Origin of the sequence: Streptomyces sp. NBC_01471 (genome assembly GCF_041438865.1) — a bacterium.
Lineage (GTDB): Bacteria > Actinomycetota > Actinomycetes > Streptomycetales > Streptomycetaceae > Streptomyces.
Genome location: NZ_CP109451.1, coordinates 525,845 through 546,496 on the forward strand (window position 1 = coordinate 525,845; position 20,652 = coordinate 546,496).

Consider the following 20,652-nt stretch of genomic DNA (forward strand, 5'->3'; position numbering starts at 1 on the left):
CCCATGTCCGGCGGAGCAACCGACCTCTGGGGCGAGTGGCAGAAGCACGGCGCCCAGGGGCTGAGCGGCGCGCGGGCTCTCGCGGGCGAGCTGGACCGGATCGCCCGCGAAGGCGGCATCGCCTCACCGGTGACGACCGACCGCGGGCTCTCCGCCCGCCTGCGCTACCTCAACACCCGCCCCGGCCGTGAAGTCCTGCGTGAGCACGGCGTCTCCGCCCGCCTGCTGCGCTCGTGGGGACGCGGGGCCCGTCCCAGCGCCCCCAAGCTCGAAGCGGTCGAGCGGGCCTACCAGGAGCGGCGCAGGGACAACCTGGTGCGCTCGGGTGCGCTGAAGCGCCTGATGGACAACGAAGGCCGCGGCCGCCGCATCGAGATCTACCCCGTCGACCAGACGGCGGTGGACGAGAGGTACCGCCGGCCGAATGTCAGCGAGCGCTCGGTGCAGGCGCGTTACGTCTGGGACGACATGGTCGACGCCTGGGGCAAGGGCGACATGAACACCCTGGACGAGATCTGGGACGACATCATCACCGACCTCGACTCCGACTATGCGGCATACGCCTACGTCGGATCCATCGGAATCGGCGCGTGAAAAACGGATCCTGAAGCCGGAGAACGGGGCCCGTCGCTACAGCGGGGCCCCGTTCTCATATGGGGACGGCTCCTCACGCAATACCGCTTCGGTGCCGATGGTCCAGAGGTACGCATACACGCCGACCCGGAGGAGACCGATGAACTCGCGAAGGATGTTGCCGGCCAGGTCGATCGGCAGGATGGGCCTGGCTCTTGCCGGTGCCCTCGTGATGACCGCCGCGCTTCCCCTCAGCGCTCAGGCCGCAACCGGACAGCTGACCCTCACTCGGGACGACGGGAGCGTGAGCGTGATCTCCAACCCGCGGGACGGCCGGTGCTACTCGCTGCGCGGCGCGGGCGCGGCGCGCGTCGCCAACGACACTGACTCCACAGCATTCGTCTACATGGACAGTGGCTGCAGCGGGCTCGTCTCGCGGGTGGACGCAGGAGAGACCTGGGAGAAGTCCGGGACTCAGGCTGCCGACAGCATCGTGCTCTTCCAGCCCTGATAGTTCTGGAGAGTCAGGGAAATCCTGCCCGCGGACAGAGAGTAATGGTCAAGAGTTGTGGATCCGCCGATCCGCATGGCGTTCAGTCTGCCGCCGAAGGCCAGTGGAGGAATGGTGGTTCGGGTAGTGCCGCGCCGTCCTGCACGTCCAGGTCAGTCCCCTGGGAACGTCCTGTCAGCCGGGCCAGATGGCGGGGGCACCGGCGCGTGCGTGGAACGACGCGACAACCCCGGCCCAGCATCGCTTGGACGAAGTCGCCCGGCACTGCACAGGCGTGTACCCGGCGTCGAGACCTACGTGGTGGACCATCACCTGCTCCCGACGACTGCGGCCCCGGTCGGCACCAGACCCGCGGCGCACCTCACAGGCCAGACCCCGCAGTGCACCTCACAGGCCGAGCCCGCCATGCGCCCGGCTTCCGTGCGGAAGCCGGGCGCTGCGGCGTCAGGACTGATGTAGTACTGGCGCATCGCGGTGAGGAGTTCCGCGACGCTCAGCTTGCCGCTGCCATCGATGTTCCAGTGCCCGGAACGCAGCCGCGCGGCCGTCCGGGGACGTACCGAAGACCTCCTGCCAGGACTGGAACTCCTTCAGCTCAGCGGCACGGTCACCGTTCGCCGTGCCACCGACAGCGGACAGCCCTTCCTCCTCGCCCAGCAAGACCCGTCCCGGAGGGGGCGTTTCCCGACGATCTGCCGGTTACGCCCGGGGTGGCTTCTCCGGCCGGGCGAACCGGACAACGGGCCGGCTCATCAGGCCCTCGAACGCTTCCTGCCAGCAGGCAAGGGCTACGCGGTGACTGAGACCACGGAAAGATCGTCAGTTCCCCCCCCCCACACACACACACCGATGATCGGCGGTGGCCACAGCCGTCCCTCAGCCGACCTACGAGCAAGATCAAGGTCTATGGCTGGAGGTCGCGCCGGTACCAGGTGCCTGACTTGCCGCCGAGATCGGCCGGGGCCGCGGGGCCAACCGGGACGAACCCGGCCTTGGCCAGTACTTTCTGGGACGCGGCGTTGTCGTGGGAGGTGGCCGCCCACAGTGTGCGCAGGCCGTGCATCGCTGTCGCCATCCGGCACAGCTCCCGGACGGCCGTGGTCGCCACGCCGTGGCCGGCGACCTGCTCCGCGACCCGGTAGCCGAGTCTGGCAGTGCCGTCCTCCAGGTCGTACAGATTGAACCTGCCGAGTACTGAGCCGTCCCCGGCGACGAGCACGTAGAAGGCGCAGATGCCGGCCTCGTGCTCGGCCAGCGAGGCGTTGTACCGGTCGGTGAACTGGTCGAAGAAGTCGTCGCCGCGGTCGGAGACCGAGGCCGCGAAGTAGGCGCGGTTCGCCAGCTCGAAGGCCAGGACCGCCGGGGCGTGGCCGGCATGCAGCCGCTTCAGCTCGGGCATTGCCCGACTCTATCCAGCTCGTGCGCTGAGGCCACCCGAGTTTCCGTCAGTGACAGACAGCCCCAAGACCCTTCTCCGACGGCTCAAAGGAGATTTCGGGGGGCCGGGCCCCGCTTCGGGTGCGGCATCGTCATCCTCGGCGCAGAGGCCCCTGGTTCCGAAAGTGTCGTCCTGACCCACCGGCGGAAACCGGTCGTACAGCTCCTGTCGGTCGAGCGGCTGCCCCCGTCCGGCCACCGGCCGGGCGGGCGGGCTCTTCAGGCGCCGGGGTATCTCGGAGCGCGTCGCTGGACTCGGGCGGGACTCGTTCGGAGATCGTGATGGAGCCGGAGTCGGAACCGGGTGAGAAAGTTCCGTATGGAACTCACCCAGATACGCCTGCTGGTGTCCGACTTCCCCACCGCCTACCGCTTCTACCGGGACGTACTCGGGCTCAGGCCGCAGTTCGAGGCCGAGAACGGCCCGTACGCCAAGCTCAGCCCCGACACCGGACCTGCCGCGATCGCGTTGCAGGACCGGGCTCAGATGGCCGGCGTGCTGGGGAGGTTGGGGGTGGAGCCGGAGGGATACCGCGCGCTGGTGGTGCTGCGGGTGGAGGACCTGGACGCCGCCCACGCCGAACTCACCTCGCGTGGGGCGGAGTTCACCCTGGCCCCGGGACCGATGGGCGACCGGATGCGGGTCGCGTACCTGGAGGACCCGGAGAAGAACCTGATCGAGCTTCAGGAGTGGCTGACGCTGCGCGAGCAGGCTGGTAGCGCGGTGGGGTAGAAGCGCCGGGGTGGAAGCTGCGGCGGCGACCAGGAAGCCCGCCGGCCTGGTCAGGCTCCAGGTGGGGAACGGCAGGTGACCCGGTGCCCCTGCGGATGATCCGCATCGGCCGTCGGCCCTCGTCGTCGTCGACTTCCCGGACAGGCACTCGCTCTGTCACGAGGACAGCATGGCGCGTCCGCGCGTCCCGGACCGATACCACGGCTTGTGCGTCACAACCGGGTGAACGTTGCCCGATGTGCGCTAGCTTTCTAGGATGCTAGCATCGCTTCTGTGAGTGACGAAGAGGTCAAGCAGTTCAACGTGTACTTGCCGGTCGGGCTGATCAAGCAGGTCAAATATCGCGCCATCGAGTCGGGCTCGTCCCTCTCGGCGTTGGTCGCGGAGGCCCTGCGCGCCTACCTCGACGACACCCATGGGCAGCGGCAGCAATCGTCTGAGAAGGAGACCTGACATGGCGACCCAAGGCATCGAGGCCGTGTTCCTGACGACACACAACTGGGGCAAGGCGGCGAAGTTCTTCCAGGCACTGGGCTTCGACTTGGAGTTCTCGACCGACCACAGCTCGGGCCGACTCCGCAATGGCGACGGTCCCTACGTGTTCATCGCCGAGGTGCCCGAGGACCGGGAGCCCCAGACGCAGATCGTGCTGAAGGTGACCGATGCGGAGACGTTCCGACCTGATCCTGCCGTCGAGGTGGTCACGCCGTTCGAGGACACCCATTACGGGACCACGGAGATGACTGTCCGTGATCCCGACGGACGTCTGTGGAGCCTCCAGGCTCCGACCAAGAACTGACCGACCGTACGGAGAGGGACATCATGGCAGACGAGCAGAACGAGGTGCCGGACAGCACCGCAGTACGGACCGCCCTCTGGCGGGCGATGCACGTGCAGGTCGATCCGCCGCCCCATGTGTTCGAGGACGAGATCGGTCTGCAGCTGGCGGCCCCGGGCGACGAGTGGCAACAGCGGCCGGACATGGACCCGCGCGCCACCAGCGGGTTCCGGGCGGCCATCGTGGCCCGCGCTCGTTTCATCGAGGACCTGGTCGCTGAGCAGACCGGCCGGGGCATCACCCAGTACGTCGTCCTGGGGGCCGGTCTCGATACCTTCACCCAGCGCAGGCCGGAGCTCGCCGACCGGCTGCGGGTCTTCGAGATCGACCAGCCGGCCACCCAGACCTGGAAGCGCCGCCGCCTGATCGAGCTCGGGTACGGGATCCCCGACTGGCTGCGGCTGGTTCCGGTGGACTTCGAGGCGGGCGGGGACTGGTGGGAGCAGCTGTCCGCAGCCGGCTTCGATCCCGGCCGGCCTGCGGTCGTCGCCTGCACCGGCGTCACCATGTACCTCACCAAGGACGCCACCGCGGCGACCCTGCGCCGGCTCGCCGGGCTGGCCCCGGGCTCGACGTTCGCCATGACGTTCATGCTGCCGGTCGAGCTCATCGATGACGCCGACCGCCCCGCGCTGGAGGCGACCAAGCCACAGGCACAGGCGTCCGGGACGCCGTTCATCAGCTTCTACACCCCCCAGGAGATGCTGACACTGGCCGGTGACGCCGGCTTCAAGGAGGCCCGACACGTGTCGGGAACTGTGCTCGCCAACCGCTACTTCGCCGACCGGACCGGCGGCCTTCGCCCGTCAAGCGGAGAGGACCTACTGGTCGCCACCACCTGACGCAGACCGACGCCTCATCCGATGCGGCACACCATCGCTCGAAGCCCGCTTGTCGTTCATGGTCCGGCGTCGAAGGCGGCTCGTACTTGATCTGCTTGACCTTGCCGACTGCCGACTGCCGACTGCCGACTGCCGACTTCCGACTGCGGCTTGTCCTTGCCGCCGTCGGCAGTCCATCTCGCACACACCCTCGGCATCGACATCACCGCCGTGGCCAAAGGGCAGCGGGACGCCGCAGGCGACTCGGCAGCGTACGCCGCCGAGTCAGCCGCCGGACAACCAATACCAAGGAGTCCCGATCATGACTGGCCGCCCCTATGGCCGGGGCCCCGGGGTCGAGCTCCCGGGGGCCCCGGAGCGGCGCTCTATCGGGCCGCGTCGTCGGGGTAGGCGGCGGTCGCCTGGATCTCGACGAGGAGTTCCGGGCTGGCGAGGCCGCTGACGCCGATGATCGACCAGGCGGGGTAGGGAGCCGTGACGAGGCGCTGCTTGGCCGCGAGGAAGCCGGACATGTTCTCGCGGATGTCGACGTGATAGCTGGTCACGTCCACCAGGTCGCTGAGGTCGAGGTTCTCCAGCCGGAGGATCTCCTGGAGGCGCCGGATGGCGAGCTCGGTCTGCTCCTCGGCGGTCTCCCCGGGGACGCCGTCGGGGCGGCGGCCGATCTGACCGGAGATGAACAGGTGCCCGTGCGAACGGATCGCGGGGGCGTGGCCGAAACGCGCGAAGGCGCTGGTGGTCCCTCCGAAGACCGGCGAGTTGTCGGGGACCTCTACAGGGTGGATGGCCATTGCGGTGTGTCCTTCTCCCTCGTGACCGAGGGGGGCCTGGACCAAGTACGCGCCGCCGACACCGTGATCGTGCCGGGATACGAGCCGATGGTAAGGCCGTCGGAGGAGGTCCTCGACACGCTGGCCCAGACGCGCGACCGGGGCCGCAGGGTGGTGTCGATCTGCACGGGCGCCTTCGCGCTGGCCGTGGCGGGCATTCTGGATGGACTGCACGCCACGACCCACTGGCTGCACATCGACGAGCTCGAACAGGACTTCCCGTCCGTCACAGTCGACCGCGACGTGCTCTACGTCGACGAGGGGGACGTCCTCACGTCGGCCGGAGTGTGCTGCGGCATCGATCTGTGCCTGCACATCGTGCGGCGCGATCTGGGGGCGATCGTGGCCAACCGGATCGCCCGCGGCCTGGTGGCCGCACCGCACCGCGACGGCGGGCAGGCCCAGTACATCCCGGCTCCGGTCACCGTGGCCGGGGAGACGTCCCTCTCCGAGACCCGGGGCTGGGCGCTGCGCCACCTCGACCAGCCGCTCACGCTCCGCGAGCTCGCCCGGCACGGGGGCGTCTCACCACGCACCTTCATGCGCCGGTTCGCCACGGAGACGGGCACCACACCCCTCCAGTGGCTGCTGGGCGCCCGCCTCGGCAAGGCACGCGAACTACTGGAGACGACGACCCACTCGGTGGACCAGGTGGCCCGGGACTGCGGCCTCGGCACAGCGGCCAACCTGCGTCTGCACTTCCGACGCACCCTCAACACCACCCCCACCGCCTACCGACGCACTTTCACGCGCTGACACCGTTCGCGCGCCGACCACCCACCTCGGTCCGGCTCGCGGCGACCACCGCCGGCGTGGCCATGTGATCCCGGCGGTGTTGTGGGTGGCGTAACTGCCACAGACCAGCGGACGTTGAGGCCGGTGGGCATCAAGGCCGGCGGGCATCACCCTCATGCTCGGCGTGCTGTTCGTCGCACCCGTCGATCGAACGCCGCCGGGACCGCCCATTGTGCGAGTCCCGGCGGCAGGAGCCGAACCGGGCTTCAGCGGAAGGTCCTAACGCGACTGCGCCCAGTCGTAGAGGCGGTGCGCGCTGTCACCGAGGCGCGTGGCGTAGAGCGTGTGGGTCGGTCCGCCCGCGAGTTCCTCGGTGGTGGTGGTGATGCCCACGACGGTGCCGTTCCCGGTGCGGGTGTTGAAGTTGGCCAGGTGAGGTCCACCGCTCGATCCGGCCGACATGTCGCAGGTCTCACCCCACAGCAGAGGGACCTTGGGGCCAGGGTGGCTCGGGCCCGCGCAGTGGATCATGCGGGATCCGACGTACTTGTCTTTGGGGTCGTTGAGTCCGTTGCTCGGGTATCCGAGGGCATGGACGAACTCGTCCTCGACGGGCTGACCGAACCCGATGTGCTGGCTTCCGGTGATGTCCGCGATCGGTTGGCCCCCGGCAGCCGGGTTCGCCACGAGGAGCCCCGCGTCGTAACCAGCGGCAGCTACGTCCGACGATTCCGTGGTGTCCGGATCGGCGTCCCAGCGGGAAGAGGTGGCCATGGTCCTGAGGCTGAAGCCACCGACCGGTTTCGTTCCGTTGCGATAGCCGGGCACGAAGTAGAAGTTGTGGTTCCAGGTGTCATCGGCGGAAGGCGCGCCGACGCCCCTCAGACAGTGTGCTGCCGTGAGGACGGTACTGCGGTTGGCGCTCGTGACGACCGTCGCTGTGCAACTGCCGTCGTAGCCGTCGGAGAAAGTAAAGAACAGACGGCCGACGTTCTTCTCCACCGCCCCGCCGTGAGTCCACACGGACCCGGAGTCCGGCGTGTTCGCGGGAAGCGGCCGCGGGTCGTCCGGCGTGTCGTCGTCCTTGGGTATGGGGGTGATCTCGGGGATCACAGCGCCCGCGAGCTTCATCCGCTCAGGGCTCCAGTAGGCGTTGATCCGATTGCGCTCTTGCGCGGTCGTGGCGCCGGCGTGGGTGGTGGCGTCGTCCGGTCCTGCCGCGCCGCCGCTGTTGGACGACGGGAGGTGCGGTGCGGCGTTGGCGGCCGCGGCTGGCGTGACCAGTGCGAAGACGGCCGCCGACACTGTGACGGTGGCCCCGATCGCGCGGAGGAGGGTCCTACGGGTGCTGCCCTGCTGACCGCATGGGTGATGGGGAGGTATGCGCATGCGCCGGACAGTAGTCACGCGTTGTCAGGAAGCGGTCAGAGAAGTGTGCAGGCGGTGCTAACACGGCAAGTCGGCGGGTCTTGCTGGACGGCGGGGATGGTGACTCGGGGTCAGGGCATGAGTGAACCCCCGGTAGGAACGGGTCTGCGAAGACAACGTCCCGTACAGACAGAGCCGAGTGCCGTCTTGAGGTCGTCGAGGGAGCAGAAGACGCCGCATCCCAGGCAGCGGCGTTCCAGTTCGGCGAACCACCGTCCGACCTGGTTGATCCACGACGAGTAGGTCGGGGTGAAGTGCAGGGTAGAGCAGGTGTGTTCGAGCAGCCACCGGTGCACCACGGGTGCCTTGTGGGTGGACAGGTTGTCGCAGATCACGTGGACCGCAGCCCGGGTTCGACCTGCGGTCGATCTTGTCCAGGAAGTCCAGGAAGTCCAGGAAGTCGCGGAAGTCGACGGCGCGGTGCCGCTCCGAGAGCTGGCTGATGACCTTGCCGGTGGCGGTGTTCAGGGCGGCGAACAGGTCTACGGTGCCGTGCCGCACGTAGTCGAAGCTGTGTCGTTCGGGGACGCCGGGCATCATCGCAGGACCGGAGCCGTTCGCTCCAGGGCCTGGATCTGCGGCTTCTCGTCCACGGAGAAGACGGCCGCGTTCGCCGACGGGGCCAGATAGCGCCCCACGACGTCGCGGATCTTGTCGATCAGGAGCGGATCCGTGGAGATCTTGAAGGTCTCCGTCCGCCGCGGCTGCAGACCGAAGGCCCGCCAGATCCGGTGCACGCTGGTGGGCGAGATCCCCACGGTCTTCGCCAGTTCCCGCTTGGACCAGTGCGTCGAGCCCCGCGGTGTCCCCTCGAGCGTGCGCACTACCACCTCCTCGACCTGCGCGTCGGTGATGGTGCGTGGCACACCCGGGCGTACATCGCGCCGTGTCCGCTCCGGTGCTCGGCCGTAAGACAGAACTCGACCAACGTCTCTACTGGACCGTCGGTGTACAGAAGTGCGTCGGCGAGCTCGAAGAGGCATCGCCGCGCTTGTACAGGCAGTCGTAGAACTCGACCCCGAAAATGGAACAACACACTCAACGCGTCACCTACAGACGCGTCGACGGTGAGACTCATGGGCAGCGGCCGGTCTCTTGTGCTTCCTGACTCGACATCTCGAAGCGTGGAGAACGGCCGTGCTTGCTGTCCCGGGAATGACCGCAGAGCAGCAGGTCGGGTGACCCGCGAGGTGAAAATAACAGGCTAAGCCCGCTGGTCGGGTACCCAGCTGCCGTGGACACCAGCGGGGACCCGTCGCGGCATCTCCACGGTGGCCACCCGGGTCATGCCCTGGGCGTCCAGGACCAGCAGCTCTGATCCGTGGGCCGTGCCGTGCTCGACCATCGACAGGAGCCATCCGGCGTCTTCCGGGGCGCCGGCGCCGTGTGCGGGCACGAAGACCGCTTCACCCGGCGAGGAGCCGTTCCCGGTTCCGTAGGCCTGCGAGGTTCCCGCGAGGGTGTCGTACTTCAGGATGGCATTTTCGGTGACGGTGTAGAGATAACGGCTGGGCCGTCCGGTCAGGTCGTCGTTGATGGTGGGCAGCTCCACACCGCGGTCGTCGAGCGGCTGCTCGCTGACCGTGCCGGTGGCGGGGTCGAGCCGCCACCGGTGTACGCGGCCGCCCTGGGTCTCTCTCAGCAGCCATCCGGTGTCGGCCACCGGATTCTCGACGGGCCCGCCCGCGAGGTTGCTGGTGCGTACCCAGCAGTTGCGGTACCACTCAGCACGGCCGTTGCGCAGATAGCCGGGCAACGTGGTGCCCTCATAGGGGATGGTGACCGGTTCGACGCGCGGCGTGAACAGCTCCGCGGCCGCGCGGAAGCACTCGACGCCGCGATCGTAGGCATGCTCGTGCCGCGGGTCGCACGGGCGCCGCGACCCAGTTCGTACAGGCGAGTTCGGGGGCACTGCCGTGGTCTCGCACATCCAAGTCTCGCTATGCGCAAGACCACCGTCACACGCCCTGTTCCCGGCAGGGGTTAGCGTTGAGAGACACTGCGAGGCGTCCCCGACTCGCCGACGCTGGCCGGCTTGCAGCCAGTCAGCACGGCACCGTCAGGACTCTCGTTGGCGCACTGCACTGGCGGTGACGGGCAAAGGTCCTCGTCGGTCCCTCCCCTCACCGGTTGGCAACCCGTGCCCACCCCTTCACCGACGGGGACGTCCACGCCGATCTCACTGGAGAGCTTCGCTGCCTGGTCCTTATCGGGGTAGTTGGGACAACACCAGGTGCCGGCAACCATCACACGAACGGCAGGCGCGGACGGGGCACCAGTCGCGGCGCCCGTACCGCTCAGCAGGCCAAGGGCCAACACGGCACCGGCTGCCAGAGTCAGAGCCCTGCGCATCAGACGTCCTCCAAAACCATGCGCCCCGCACCGGCCGCCGCGTCAACCACACAGCACCGGAGGGGGCACAGAACAGGCCGGCCGGATCCCAGGCCGACACCAGCACCGTGCCCCCCAGCTCAAGACCCGCTCACCCCAACACCCGTACGTCCCATGAAGAACCGTTCCCCCCCCTCGTCCGCTTCAGTGAGCCCGAAGCACACGCCGACACCGGCGCGCGCCCGCACACCACCCCCAGGGCGAACAGGCAACCTGGAGGCCTGACGGCAGGCGGGAACGGCAACGTACCGGGGCACAGAGAACTCGGACAGCGACACGAACCGCCTAGCGGTCCGACCGCGCCGCTGGTGCCGTACCGGCCCGGAGGGGGCGGCTGTCGCTGCGGCGCCGCTTGCAGCGGTGCCCGGTAGTGAGGTCGCCAGCGGAGGGGGCTACCCGTTCGGGTGAACCTCCCCGTGCGGTCTGGTTACCCATTGGAGTCATTCGGCACTGTGGGTAGTCAAGTATTGGGTGTGTGCAAGGGAGGCTCCTCATGACGGTGTTCAGGAAATCGCGTGTCGTTGCCGTGACGGTTGCTGCGGCGTGTGTTCTCACCGCGGGTGCGGTCGCGGTCGCGGTGCCGGGCAAGGCACCCGCCGCGCCGGCTGCCGCGCCGGTCGCGGTGGCTCCGTACGCGCGGGCCGCAGCGGTCGTCGACGCGGCGGGCAGGTTGGTGCGGGGCAAGGGCATCGCCTCGGTACGGCGCCTCTCGGCGGGCCTGTACTGCGTGAAGGTCTCCGCCTCCGGTTTCGACATCAGCACCGCGGTGACCCAGGTGTCCGCGAACCTGAGTGCCGACCGGAACTCCATCGTCGAGGTGGCCCGTTCCCGGCAGCCCGGGTGCGGGAACACCGCCACGTCGGTACTGGTGCGGACCGCCGCGGGCCCCACCCGCAAGGACGAGGCCTTCACGATGATCGTCGTCTGACCCCGGTCGCCACACGGCCGTACACGTCGTCACGGAACGCGGCGTCGTCTCTTGGGACTGGCTCTGCCCGGCGACGAGACGGTTCCTCCTGCCTGCCCCGGGACGCCCCTTGGACAGGTGCGCTGCCGAGGGGCAGGGCGATGTTTCGGCGGGCCGGCGGCTGGCAGCCGGTGAGCTCCGGCCCGCTCCCGGGGCCGGAGTGCGGGCGGCACAGGGCGCGATCGGGGTCGTAGACGCAGGTGACGAAGGCCCCGGGGTGCATGTGCGGGTCGTGCCGGGCCATGATCCGTTGCAGGCGGGCTTCGCCGGTGACGACGCTGTCTGTTCGGGTGGGGGGTGGCGCCCGCCACAATGCGTTCATGAGCGCATATAAGTCCTGCCGCCTGGCCTGCCCGACTGGGAGCGTTGTGGGGTCATGGGCGTCGTCAACCTCACCCCGGACTCGTTCTCGGACGGCGGGCTCTGGCTGGACCCCGATCGAGCTTTAGTCCACGGTTGGGAGATGGTTGCCCAAGGCGCGACGTGGTCGACGTCGGCGGCGAGTCGACAAGCCCGGGTGCTGTGCGGATCACCTGCGAGGAGGAACTGCGGCGGGTGGTCCCGGTCGTCCGGGGTCTGGCCGGAGGCGGTGCGTTGATCAGCGTGGACACCATGCGCGCGGATGTGGCAGAGGCTGCGGTGGATGCGGGGGCGCGCGCATCATCAATGACGGCAGCGGGGGGCGCGCAGACGCTCGTATGGTGCGCGTGGCCGCGGAGGCGGGTGTCCCCTTCGTCGTGATGCACTGGCGGGGGCAGTCTGCTCGCATGGATGAACTGGCTGGCTACGGGGATGTTGTGGGCGAGGCCATCGAGGAAGTCGAGCTGGCTTTATTCACGAGTAGTGCCGTCAGTTGTTCACGGGTTTGGGAGGCACCCAGATCCACGGGCGGGTGATGTTCACGAGTTTCGACAGCACTGGGGTACTTGCCAGGGCAGCATCGGGGTGCTCCTGGCGAAAGGTCCTGGTCATGCCGCAGATGTCCAAGGTCGAGCTGTACGCGGCGATCCTGCGTGATCACCGCTCCGGTATGAAGATGCGCGAGCTTGAGCGCAAGTACAACGTGTCGTGGCGAACTGTGAAGAAGGCCGTGGACTCGGTCTGGCCGGAGCCCCGCAAGAAGCTTCCGCCGCGGCCGACCGCGCTGGATCCGTACAAGCCGGTCATCGACGAGATGCTGCGGACAGACCTTGACGCGCCGCGCAAGCAACGGCACACGATCACCCGGAACTTCCACCGGCTGGTCGAGGAGCACAGTGCCGACGTCTCGTACCAGATGGTCCGGCGCTACGTCTCCGACCGGAAGCCGGTGATCCTCGCGGCCTCGGGCAAGGCTCCGATGGAAGCGTTCGTTCCTCAGTCCCGTCTGCCCGGTCACGAGGCGGAGGTCGACTTCGGCGACGTCACGGTGCGTCTGGCCGGCGAGCTGGTGACCTGCTATTTGTTCTCGCTTCGCCTCTCCTACTCGGGCAAGGCCGTGCACCGGGTTTTCGCTTCGTGCGGCCAGGAGGCGTTCTTCGAGGGGCACGTGTATGCGCTTCGGACGCTGGGCGGTGCCGGACCAAGATCCGCTACGACAACCTCAAGTCGGCCGTCGCCCGGGTGCTGGGGCTGAGCCGGGGAGGGTGGAGACCGACCGGTGGATCGCCTTCCGCTCGCACTTCAACATTGAGAGCTTCTACTGCCGCCCCGGCATCGAAGGCGCCCACGAGAAGGGTGGCGTCGAAGGGATGATCGGCTACTTCCGCCGCAACCACTTCACCCCGGCCCGGAAGTCGACTCCCTCGCTGAGCTCAACGAGATGGTCGACCAGTGGGACCTGCACGACGGACACCGCCGGATCGGCTCGCGGCCTCGGACCGTGGACGAGTACTTCGCCGTCGAGCACCCGCTGCTGATGCCGCTGCCTCAGGAGCCCTTCGAGACGGGCCGGTTGTTCACGCCACGGGTCGACCGCTACAGCCAGATCAACGTCCGAACCAACCGCTCTCGGTCCCGACCCGTTTCATCGGCAAACGGGTGCGGGTCGTCCTGCACGCCTCTCACCTGGTGGTTTACGACAGGAACGTCGAGCTGGCCCGGCACGAGAGGCTGATCCCGAAGGGTGGGTTGCGCCTGGACCTGGACCACTATCTCGAAGCCCTCATCCCCGGCGCCACGGCCCTGGAACAGGCCCGGTCCGCAGGCAAGTTCACCCCGGTCCACGACGCCTGGTGGGCCCAGGCCCGCAAGGTTCACGGCGAGCGGGACGGCACCCGGGCGTTGATCGAGGTCCTGCTGCTGAACCGCCACCTCGCCCACGAGCACGTCGTCGCGGGACTGGCCACCGCTCTGCGGGCCGGAGCTCTGACCGCCGACGCCGTCGCACCAGCGGCGGCGGCCATCATGAGGGAGAAGCCCAGTGACCCTGCCCCGCCAGCGAGGCTTGACCGAACAGGCCGCCGACGCGGCGATCGACACCGCCTGCCGCCTGCTGCGGCTTCCGTCGATCCGCAACGAGATCGCCGATCGGGCGATCAAGGACCAGATGACCTACCGCGGCTTCCTCGCCGAGCTGCTGATGACCGAGTGCGACGACCGGGCCAGGCGCCGTTCGGAACGACGGATCAAGGCTGCGGGCATTCCACGGGAGAAGCCCCTGCGGGCCTTCGACTTCGATGCCAACCCCAACATCGACGCCGCCACCATCCATACCCTCGCAAGCTGCGAATGGATCAAGAAGAGCCAGCCGCTCTGCCTGATCGGCGACTCCGGCACGGGCAAGTCCCACATGCTCATCGCCCTGGGCACCGAGGCCGCGATGAAGGGCTACCGGGTCCGCTACGCGCTGGTCACGAAGCTGGTGAACGAGCCGGTTGAGGCCGCCGATGAGAAGAAGCTGAACAAGGCCATCGCCCGTTACGGGCGTGTTGATCTGCTCTGCATAGACGAGCTCGGCTATATGGAACTCGACCGCCGCGGCGCCGAACTTCTCTTCCAGGTCCTGATCGAACGCGAGGAGAAGACCAGCGTCGCGATCGCCTCCAACGAGTCCTTCGGCGGCTGGACCAAGACCTTCACCGACCCCCGCCTCTGCGCGGCCATTGTCGATCGCTGACCTTCAACGGCACGATCATCGAGACCGGCACCTACTCCTACCGCCTCGCCAGCACCCGAGCCCGAGCCGAAGAGCCAGCCAAGGCCGTCTGACGGCGTTCCTGCAACCCGCCACCCTTCACGGGTGGTGGGGCGCCAACCAGCTGGTTGTCACGGGCCGATGGCACCGTTCTGCTCCAAGTCGTCCATGAACTGTTCATGCCCCCTCAGCTCACGCCCTCTGCCTGGGCTCGTCAGGACGACGGTCTTCGCCTCCGCGAGCGACGTGGGGCCCGCCCCCAGCAGTTCACGCGTGATCACCACCGCATCAAGCACCTCGACCCGGCGCCCACTCAAAAGCCGCTGCACGGACGCCATTCCGCCGTCCCCTGTCAACAGCGGTCGGCACTCGTCGACGAGCACTTCAAGGCGGGCCGTCCTCTCTGGGCTCAGCCCACTGATCGCCATCGCGCTGTTCCTTCCCTCGCAGATCCGAACTCCTTCCCCGATCATCCCGGACGCTCGGGTATCAGACTGACTTCATTTCTCGTGAACATCAGCGAGCCAGTCGATCACCAACTGCCTCCCAGACTGCTGAACAAACGCTGCCGCTTGGAGTGAACGAAGCCAGACCCCTATCTGGCAGTTCCCGACCTTGCCCAGGGTGCCGGAGTACTGCCTGGCCACCCCGGGTGAGGACGTGCCGTCTTTCGGGAACCCGGTGTCGTCCACCACCCACACCTGAGGCCGCACCACCGCCACCGCCCGGCGGGCCAGCCTCGTTCGAACAGTGTCCACCGGCCAGGTAGAGGAGGTCGTGAACTGCTGCAACTGCTGATGGTCCACACCGAGGCGTCCAACCATCGGCTGCATCGACTTCCGGCGCCCGTCCAACAGCTGGCCCCGCAGATAGAGGCTGCCCTTCACTCGCTGGTCAGCATGCGACCAAGGCGCGAAAACCTCCCCAGCGAACTCTTCCAACCGGCCCCTGCACGAAGCGAGTTCATTCGCCCTCATACCAGCAGGAAACCACCAGGGCGACCACTTGCCCAGAGACGTAACAAAGCCCTACTAGGTGGAATGAGCACGGGCCCGGATGTAGGGGGACGCACGTGGGCCCGTGCTTCATTCCGGAGCGTTAGCCGTGGCTGTGCATCACTTCCACGATTGCCGCCCACAGAACGCGAACGCCCAATGCAACGGCGAATCGCTTAGCCAGCTCAGCAAGCAGTTCCGCTCGTTGGGTCGCCTTTCGGTTGCCCATGCCCCTCACCCCCTCCTGGTTTCAGCGCCAACGGCATCCCGGTTGGGTGCCGTTGGCGTCGATCCCCCACGAAGAGAGGTACTGAGCAACCCCCAGATTAGCGGACCTAGTTGGTCACCGGACAGGAATCCTTGAACCCCTGCACCGGGCGACCAGAAGGCGATTGCCGAATTTACGGCCATGCTGACGCTGACTCCGTCATCCTGGCCCCCATCCAACCCGAACACCGAGACCCCCTCTCACCAGCAGAGTCCGGTGCTGCCGTACACGAATCCTCGGTATCTGGACCGCCCCTCACCGCATGCGGCGAGCCCCCCAGTCCCCGGCCCACCACGACAGCCGCATGAAGAAGGCTGCCGGCATCGGCTCCCTGTCCATCATCTGCAACAAGGACATCTGGACGGACACGCTTCCCAACAGCCTGAAGAAGGTCGCCACCGTGCCCGCCGGCGGAGGGTGAGGCCAACGCGGGATGGTCCGGATCACACTCACCGGTGCCCAGCTCGTCACGTACTTCGACCAGCTCGACCACTTCGGCGACGGTCCGGAGGCAACGGCTCGATCCGCGCCCACTGCGCATCAGTCAACGACACACCCAGACCAACGATCGGATGATCCGAACGAAACGGCCTAGTACTCCAGCCGTACTTCTCTATTAGTGCTGGTCAGCGGCTTGTGTGTGGGGATTGTAGTGGGGTGGATCGGAGTGCGGGGCGGTCTTAGCGGACCGTCCCGCGAACGTGTGACCACGCCGGATGTAGTGGCAGCGGACCGAGCAGTCCGCAGGTGTGATCAATGATGTGCCCACGAGCGCCTGGGGCCATGAACTCGAGAACCTGTTCCTCCGGGCCGGAGCCTGCTTCGCAAGAATTGAACCCCGGCGCCGGATGCGCGACTACGTACGAGGACTGCTGGGTCCGGTAGGTCGCAAGAACGGCTGGCAACTCGCCGAATACGCCGGCCATGCCACCCCGGACGGGCTGCAGCACCTCCTCTCCCGCAGCCGCTGGGACGCCGACCGCCTCCGCGACGACCTGCAGTCTTACGCGGCAGAACAACTCGGTTCCTCAGATGGCGTGTTGATCATCGATGACACCGGCTTCATCAAGAAAGGCACCACCTCAGCCGGGGTGCAACGGCAATACTCCGGAACGGCAGGCCGCACCGAAAACTGCCAGATCGGTGTCTTCGCCGCCTACGCCACCACCCGCGGTCACGCGCTGGTCGACCGCGAGCTCTACCTGCCCAAGTCCTGGACCGAGGACCGCGAACGCTGCCGAGCAGGTCCACGGCCCGCGCATCGACTACCTCATCGGCCAGGCCCCGCCCGAGGCATGGCAACGCCTCTCCTGCGGAGACGGCGCCAAAGGACCGCGCCTCTACGACTGGGCGGCGGCCCGACTGCCGGCCGTCTGGGAGTTCGACGGCGACGAGCCTACGCGGCAACGCTGGATGCTCGCCCGCCGCAGCATCACCAGGCCCGATGAGATCGCGTACTACCTGGCCAGTGCCCCGTTGGACGCCACCGTTGCGGACCTGGCCCGTATCGCGGGCTGCCGTTGGAAGATCGAGGAGTGCTTCCAGAGCGCGAAGAACGAGTGCGGGCTGGACCAGTACGAAGTCCGCCGCTATGTCGGCTGGTACCGGCACATCACTCTCGTCATGCTCGCGCATACCTTCCTCGCGGCGATGGCCGTCCAGGCATGTGAAAAAGGGGTGACACGGCCGACACACCCGACCTCGTGGACCTCACCCCGGCCGAAATTCGCCGTCTGCTGGCAGTTGAACCCCAACGCTGTCCTGCACAACGCGATCACGCAGTGAGGTGGTCGCACTGGAGACGCCTCCACCAAGCACGCGCCCGCCGCTGCCACTACATCCGGCGTGGTCACACGTTCGCGGGACGGTCCGCTAAGATCGCCCCGCACTCCGATCCACCCCACTACAATCCCCACACACAAGCCGCTGACCAGCACTAATGGAGAAGTACGGCTGGAGTACTAGTTGGCCGGTCCTGCGGCTAGGTAGCGGCAGTCGGCATGCGGGACCCCCGCACGGATGCCCGTGCGGGGGTTGGCGTTCGCGTCGAGTCAGATGCGCTTGTAGATGCGCTTGGAGACGGCGCCGTTTGCTTCGAAGGTGGCGTCGAGTCCGTTGTCACGGAAGGTCCGAGTGATGGTGAACGTCTGGCCGTCGAGTTTCTGGGTCTGGATCAGGGTGTTCCCGTCGCGGGTGACAGTGGTATTGCACTTACGTCCGTCTGTGGTCTCCTCGACGAACTCCTTGTCGAGGGTGAAGACCAGGTCGATCGTCTTGAGGGTGGTAGTCGTCTTCAGCTTGAAGTTGTCGCCGTTCTCCGTGAGTTCGACGGTCGGCTTGGAGGCGGCCTCGATCTTGCGGGTAGCCGGGCGCACGCCGGTCGCCTTCAGGTACTCCTCGTAGTTGTCGCTGCTGGTCATCTCGTACGTGCCGCTGATCACGCAAGTCCCCCTGATGCAGTGGTGTCACAACGCAGCGAGCCGACTGCTCACTGTGACTGCCATGATCGCACCGCTGCCTGATGTGCCGTGTCACGTTAGTTGGAACTGGAAGGGAGCGGCGACCTGCGCTTCTGGGAGTAGTCGGACAGCGGAGTTGGAACCAATGTGACAGGTTTGTTGGCACCCGCAGTGAGTTGTCACGCTCGTTGGAACTGGTCGTGGGTGTCCCGTCTCGGTCGGTCGTTCCCCGAGGTGCTCGGCGCGGGTCGGCGCGTGGGCCGCCCGGCCGGGCCTTGCCGCAGGGTCGATTCGGGCCTCAGCCAGTGGTCGGTTCGTTCAGCTGGGGGTTTGGTCTATGAGGATCTTTCCTCGAGGGCCGTCGGCCGGGTCGGTCAGCAGCCGTAGCGCGTGGGTGTACTCCTCGATCCGGACCCGGTGGGTGATCGCGGGCAGTGGCCGGTAGACGCCGGTGTTGAGTAGGCGCACAGTCTGGGCCCAGGCGGCTGAGGTGTAGCTGAAGCTGCCGCGGATTCGCAGGTCGTTGTTGACGACGTCGTCGACGGGCAGGGCGGCGGTGCGGCCGTGGCCGGCGATGCCGAACAGCAGCACCTGCCCCCCGCGACCGGCCGATTGGAAGGCGTCCGCCACGGCGGTCGTACTCCCAGCGGCCTCGATGACGACGTCGTAGGGTCCCGTCGCGGGCCGGTCGGTGGTGAAGTGGTCGACGCCCATGGCTTTCGCGAGCCCGGCCTGTGCGGGGCGCAGTCCAGCCATGGTGACGGCGCCCGGTGACCACAGCCGGACGAGGTGCGCGGCGAGGAGGGCGATGGTGCCGTCGCCCACCACGAGCACGTGCGCGCCCGGGGCTATGTCGATCTCACTCAGGCCCCGGAGTACCACTGCTCCGGGTTCGATCAGGGCGGCGGCGGTCAGTGGGACTTCGGGGGCGATCCGGTGGACCAGGTGCCAGGGTGCGGTGATCGCGGGGGAGGCGGCTCCTCGCAGGGTGAAACCGAGTTGCTCGATGTCTTGGCACAGGTTGGTCCTGCCGCTGCGGCAGGGCGGGCACGGCTGGCACGGCCGGATCCCTTCCACGACCACCCCGTCCCCGGGGGCCAGGCCCGGCACGCGCGGTCCGGCCGCCAGTACCCGCCCGGACCATTCGTGTCCCAGGACCACCGGGTAGCGGACATAGGCCGGATCGAGCTCCCCCTTGACGATCTCCAGGTCCGTTCCGCACAGCCCGACGAAATGCGGTGCGATCAGCACCTCCCCGTCACCAGGGGCCGTAGCTGACCGCTCCTGAAGTGCCACCTTGCCGGGGCCGAGGACAACCAGGGCCGGGCCGCGGACGGGCAGGCCGTTCATGCCGCGCCCTTCAGCAGGCCCACGCACGTGTAGGCGAGGTGGGGCACGACCTCGACCGGGACGCCGCGGGCCGCGGCGAGCAGGCGGACATGTCGATGCTCAAGGGCCTGCGGTTCGCGGACCAGAACCCGCCAGGTCGGGCGGCGCAGCAGCACGCGGGTGGTCTCACCGACGCCGGGTTTGACAAAGTTGGGGTCGGTGATGCCGTACTGCGCGCACAGCGTCGCGGCGGTCTGCCGGCCGGCCCAGGTGGGGGTGCGGTCGCTGCCCCGGATGGCTGCGACGGCTGGGGCCACCTGGTCGGCTATGTCCGAGAAGGCGTCGCTGACAGCGTCCAGGAGCCGGTGGGAGGCGTCGTCGCGGGCCAGCTCGCGGTAGAACTTGGCGCCGTGGAAGCCGTCGGGCGGGGTCAGGGACGGGCTGTAGACGGTCCGTGAGACAAGGCCGGTGGCTGTGGAGTTCAGGCAGGCTGATGGCAGGAGGAAGTCGTCGCGGGTGCCGTAGGTCCGCACGCAGGATCCAGGGTCGGCGAGCACGGCGAGTTCGTCGTTGAACGCGGCGCCGCCTCCTACGGCCCGGTAGCGGGCCAGTGACGTGCTCAGCTCCTCGGCGATCGCGCCCTTGCCGGTCCAGCCGTCGACGAACACCACGTCGGCCGGGTCGTGGTGGCGGGCGAGGTAGTCCAGCGCACCGGTGTCCACGCCTGGTCCGCGAACGAGCGAGACCGCGTAATGAGGCAGCACCTGACCGCGGGCGGCTGCCGCCCACCGGCGCATCAGGATTCCGACCGGTGTACCGCCCCGGGCGATGGACACCAGGACGCTGTTCGCGCCGCGTTCGGCCAGGACCAGTTCCGTCAGCACCGCCACGGCAAGGGCAAAGCGGGCACTGCCCTCCCGCAGTACCGTCTCGAACAGCTCCTGGTAGGCGGCGTCGGGCTGGTACTCGGCCGGCAGCCAGGCGAAGAAGTCTGCCTCGTCCACCGCGCGACGGGGCTCGAGATCGAGGTGGGACAGGTCTTTGAGAAGCCATCCCACCTCCTCAGGCGCATAGGTGCCAAAACCGGGCCCCCGCAGTGGGACATGCACGCCACCGGAACACGGCTCCGGCCTCTGAGGCCCACCCACGCCCGCCCCTGCCCGCGCCGTCCTGCTGAAAACACCACTTCGCATCCCGTGAT

Annotated in this window: 18 protein-coding genes and 5 pseudogenes; 12 read left to right on the forward strand and 11 right to left on the reverse strand. The window is 67.9% G+C overall.

Annotated elements, in window-relative coordinates; translation table 11 throughout:
- The first annotated feature begins 3 nt into the window (after positions 1-3).
- On the forward strand, positions 4-594 hold the full coding sequence (locus tag OG285_RS38285; RefSeq protein WP_331760495.1) for a hypothetical protein: 591 nt from the start codon (positions 4-6) through the stop codon (positions 592-594).
- Between the two features lie 139 nt (positions 595-733).
- The gene (locus OG285_RS38290; RefSeq protein WP_371793743.1) at positions 734-1,084 is read left to right on the forward strand and encodes a hypothetical protein; all 351 of its coding nucleotides are present in this window, start codon (positions 734-736) and stop codon (positions 1,082-1,084) included.
- Positions 1,085-1,988: 904 nt separating this feature from the next.
- Here the strand turns inward: OG285_RS38290 and OG285_RS38295 are convergent.
- Positions 1,989-2,483 carry a GNAT family N-acetyltransferase gene (locus OG285_RS38295; RefSeq protein WP_331760498.1) on the reverse strand — a complete coding sequence of 165 codons (495 nt, stop codon included), beginning with the start codon at positions 2,481-2,483 and terminating at the stop codon, positions 1,989-1,991.
- 357 nt (positions 2,484-2,840) lie between these two features.
- On the opposite strand from OG285_RS38295, the gene OG285_RS38300 reads away from it, so the two are divergent.
- From OG285_RS38300 to OG285_RS38315, 4 genes are all read left to right on the forward strand, one after another.
- Positions 2,841-3,254 (forward strand): VOC family protein, encoded by a 414-nt coding sequence (locus OG285_RS38300; RefSeq protein ID WP_331760500.1) that lies wholly within the window; start codon positions 2,841-2,843, stop codon positions 3,252-3,254.
- Between the two features lie 273 nt (positions 3,255-3,527).
- A complete protein-coding gene (locus tag OG285_RS38305; RefSeq protein WP_331760502.1) occupies positions 3,528-3,707 on the forward strand; it encodes a CopG family transcriptional regulator in 180 nt (59 codons plus the stop codon).
- Between the two features lies 1 nt (position 3,708).
- Positions 3,709-4,053: a VOC family protein gene (locus OG285_RS38310; RefSeq protein WP_331760503.1), complete on the forward strand. Its 345-nt coding sequence runs from the start codon at positions 3,709-3,711 to the stop codon at positions 4,051-4,053.
- Between the two features lie 23 nt (positions 4,054-4,076).
- Positions 4,077-4,934 (forward strand): class I SAM-dependent methyltransferase, encoded by an 858-nt coding sequence (locus tag OG285_RS38315; RefSeq protein ID WP_331760504.1) that lies wholly within the window; start codon positions 4,077-4,079, stop codon positions 4,932-4,934.
- 365 nt (positions 4,935-5,299) lie between these two features.
- On the opposite strand, the gene OG285_RS38320 is transcribed toward OG285_RS38315, so the two are convergent.
- Positions 5,300-5,725: a RidA family protein gene (locus OG285_RS38320; RefSeq protein WP_331760506.1), complete on the reverse strand. Its 426-nt coding sequence runs from the start codon at positions 5,723-5,725 to the stop codon at positions 5,300-5,302.
- Positions 5,726-5,731: 6 nt separating this feature from the next.
- On the opposite strand from OG285_RS38320, the gene OG285_RS38325 reads away from it, so the two are divergent.
- A complete protein-coding gene (locus OG285_RS38325) occupies positions 5,732-6,520 on the forward strand; it encodes a GlxA family transcriptional regulator (RefSeq protein WP_371793744.1) in 789 nt (262 codons plus the stop codon).
- Between the two features lie 258 nt (positions 6,521-6,778).
- On the opposite strand, the gene OG285_RS38330 is transcribed toward OG285_RS38325, so the two are convergent.
- The 4 genes and pseudogenes from OG285_RS38330 to OG285_RS38345 form a co-directional block, all read right to left on the reverse strand.
- Positions 6,779-7,888 carry a hypothetical protein gene (locus OG285_RS38330; RefSeq protein WP_331760508.1) on the reverse strand — a complete coding sequence of 370 codons (1,110 nt, stop codon included), beginning with the start codon at positions 7,886-7,888 and terminating at the stop codon, positions 6,779-6,781.
- 110 nt (positions 7,889-7,998) lie between these two features.
- Positions 7,999-8,319 (reverse strand): annotated as a pseudogene (locus OG285_RS38335) (transposase); the annotation flags it as partial.
- A 144-nt stretch (positions 8,320-8,463) separates the two neighbouring features.
- Positions 8,464-8,751: a hypothetical protein gene (locus tag OG285_RS38340; RefSeq protein WP_371793745.1), complete on the reverse strand. Its 288-nt coding sequence runs from the start codon at positions 8,749-8,751 to the stop codon at positions 8,464-8,466.
- A 380-nt stretch (positions 8,752-9,131) separates the two neighbouring features.
- On the reverse strand, positions 9,132-9,857 hold the full coding sequence (locus tag OG285_RS38345) for a carotenoid oxygenase family protein (RefSeq protein ID WP_331760509.1): 726 nt from the start codon (positions 9,855-9,857) through the stop codon (positions 9,132-9,134).
- 954 nt (positions 9,858-10,811) lie between these two features.
- Here OG285_RS38345 and OG285_RS38350 point away from each other — a divergent pair.
- From OG285_RS38350 to istB, 4 genes and pseudogenes are all read left to right on the forward strand, one after another.
- Positions 10,812-11,246: a hypothetical protein gene (locus OG285_RS38350; protein ID WP_331760511.1), complete on the forward strand. Its 435-nt coding sequence runs from the start codon at positions 10,812-10,814 to the stop codon at positions 11,244-11,246.
- 415 nt (positions 11,247-11,661) lie between these two features.
- Positions 11,662-12,106 (forward strand): annotated as a pseudogene (gene folP / locus OG285_RS38355) (dihydropteroate synthase); the annotation flags it as partial.
- Positions 12,107-12,255: 149 nt separating this feature from the next.
- Positions 12,256-13,700 (forward strand): annotated as a pseudogene (istA, locus tag OG285_RS38360) (IS21 family transposase); the annotation flags it as partial.
- Positions 13,687-14,474: pseudogene (gene istB, locus OG285_RS38365) on the forward strand (IS21-like element helper ATPase IstB). The pseudogenes istA and istB, both read left to right, overlap by 14 nt.
- 57 nt (positions 14,475-14,531) lie before the next feature.
- Here istB and OG285_RS38370 read toward each other — a convergent pair.
- Positions 14,532-14,828, reverse strand: a complete 297-nt coding sequence (locus OG285_RS38370) for a hypothetical protein (RefSeq protein WP_331760513.1) — start codon at positions 14,826-14,828, stop codon at positions 14,532-14,534.
- Positions 14,829-14,900: 72 nt separating this feature from the next.
- Positions 14,901-15,377, reverse strand: a complete 477-nt coding sequence (locus tag OG285_RS38375; protein WP_331760514.1) for a transposase — start codon at positions 15,375-15,377, stop codon at positions 14,901-14,903.
- 1,035 nt (positions 15,378-16,412) lie between these two features.
- On the opposite strand from OG285_RS38375, the pseudogene OG285_RS38380 reads away from it, so the two are divergent.
- Positions 16,413-17,448 (forward strand): annotated as a pseudogene (locus tag OG285_RS38380) (IS701 family transposase).
- 266 nt (positions 17,449-17,714) lie between these two features.
- Here OG285_RS38380 and OG285_RS38385 read toward each other — a convergent pair.
- From OG285_RS38385 to OG285_RS38395, 3 genes are all read right to left on the reverse strand, one after another.
- A complete protein-coding gene (locus tag OG285_RS38385) occupies positions 17,715-18,104 on the reverse strand; it encodes a lipocalin/fatty-acid binding family protein (RefSeq protein ID WP_331760515.1) in 390 nt (129 codons plus the stop codon).
- A gap of 336 nt (positions 18,105-18,440) precedes the next feature.
- Positions 18,441-19,472 (reverse strand): alcohol dehydrogenase catalytic domain-containing protein, encoded by a 1,032-nt coding sequence (locus tag OG285_RS38390; RefSeq protein ID WP_331760517.1) that lies wholly within the window; start codon positions 19,470-19,472, stop codon positions 18,441-18,443.
- Positions 19,469-20,599, reverse strand: a complete 1,131-nt coding sequence (locus OG285_RS38395; protein ID WP_331760518.1) for a cysteine protease StiP family protein — start codon at positions 20,597-20,599, stop codon at positions 19,469-19,471. The genes OG285_RS38390 and OG285_RS38395 overlap by 4 nt, the downstream gene beginning before the upstream one ends.
- Positions 20,600-20,652: the final 53 nt, after the last annotated feature.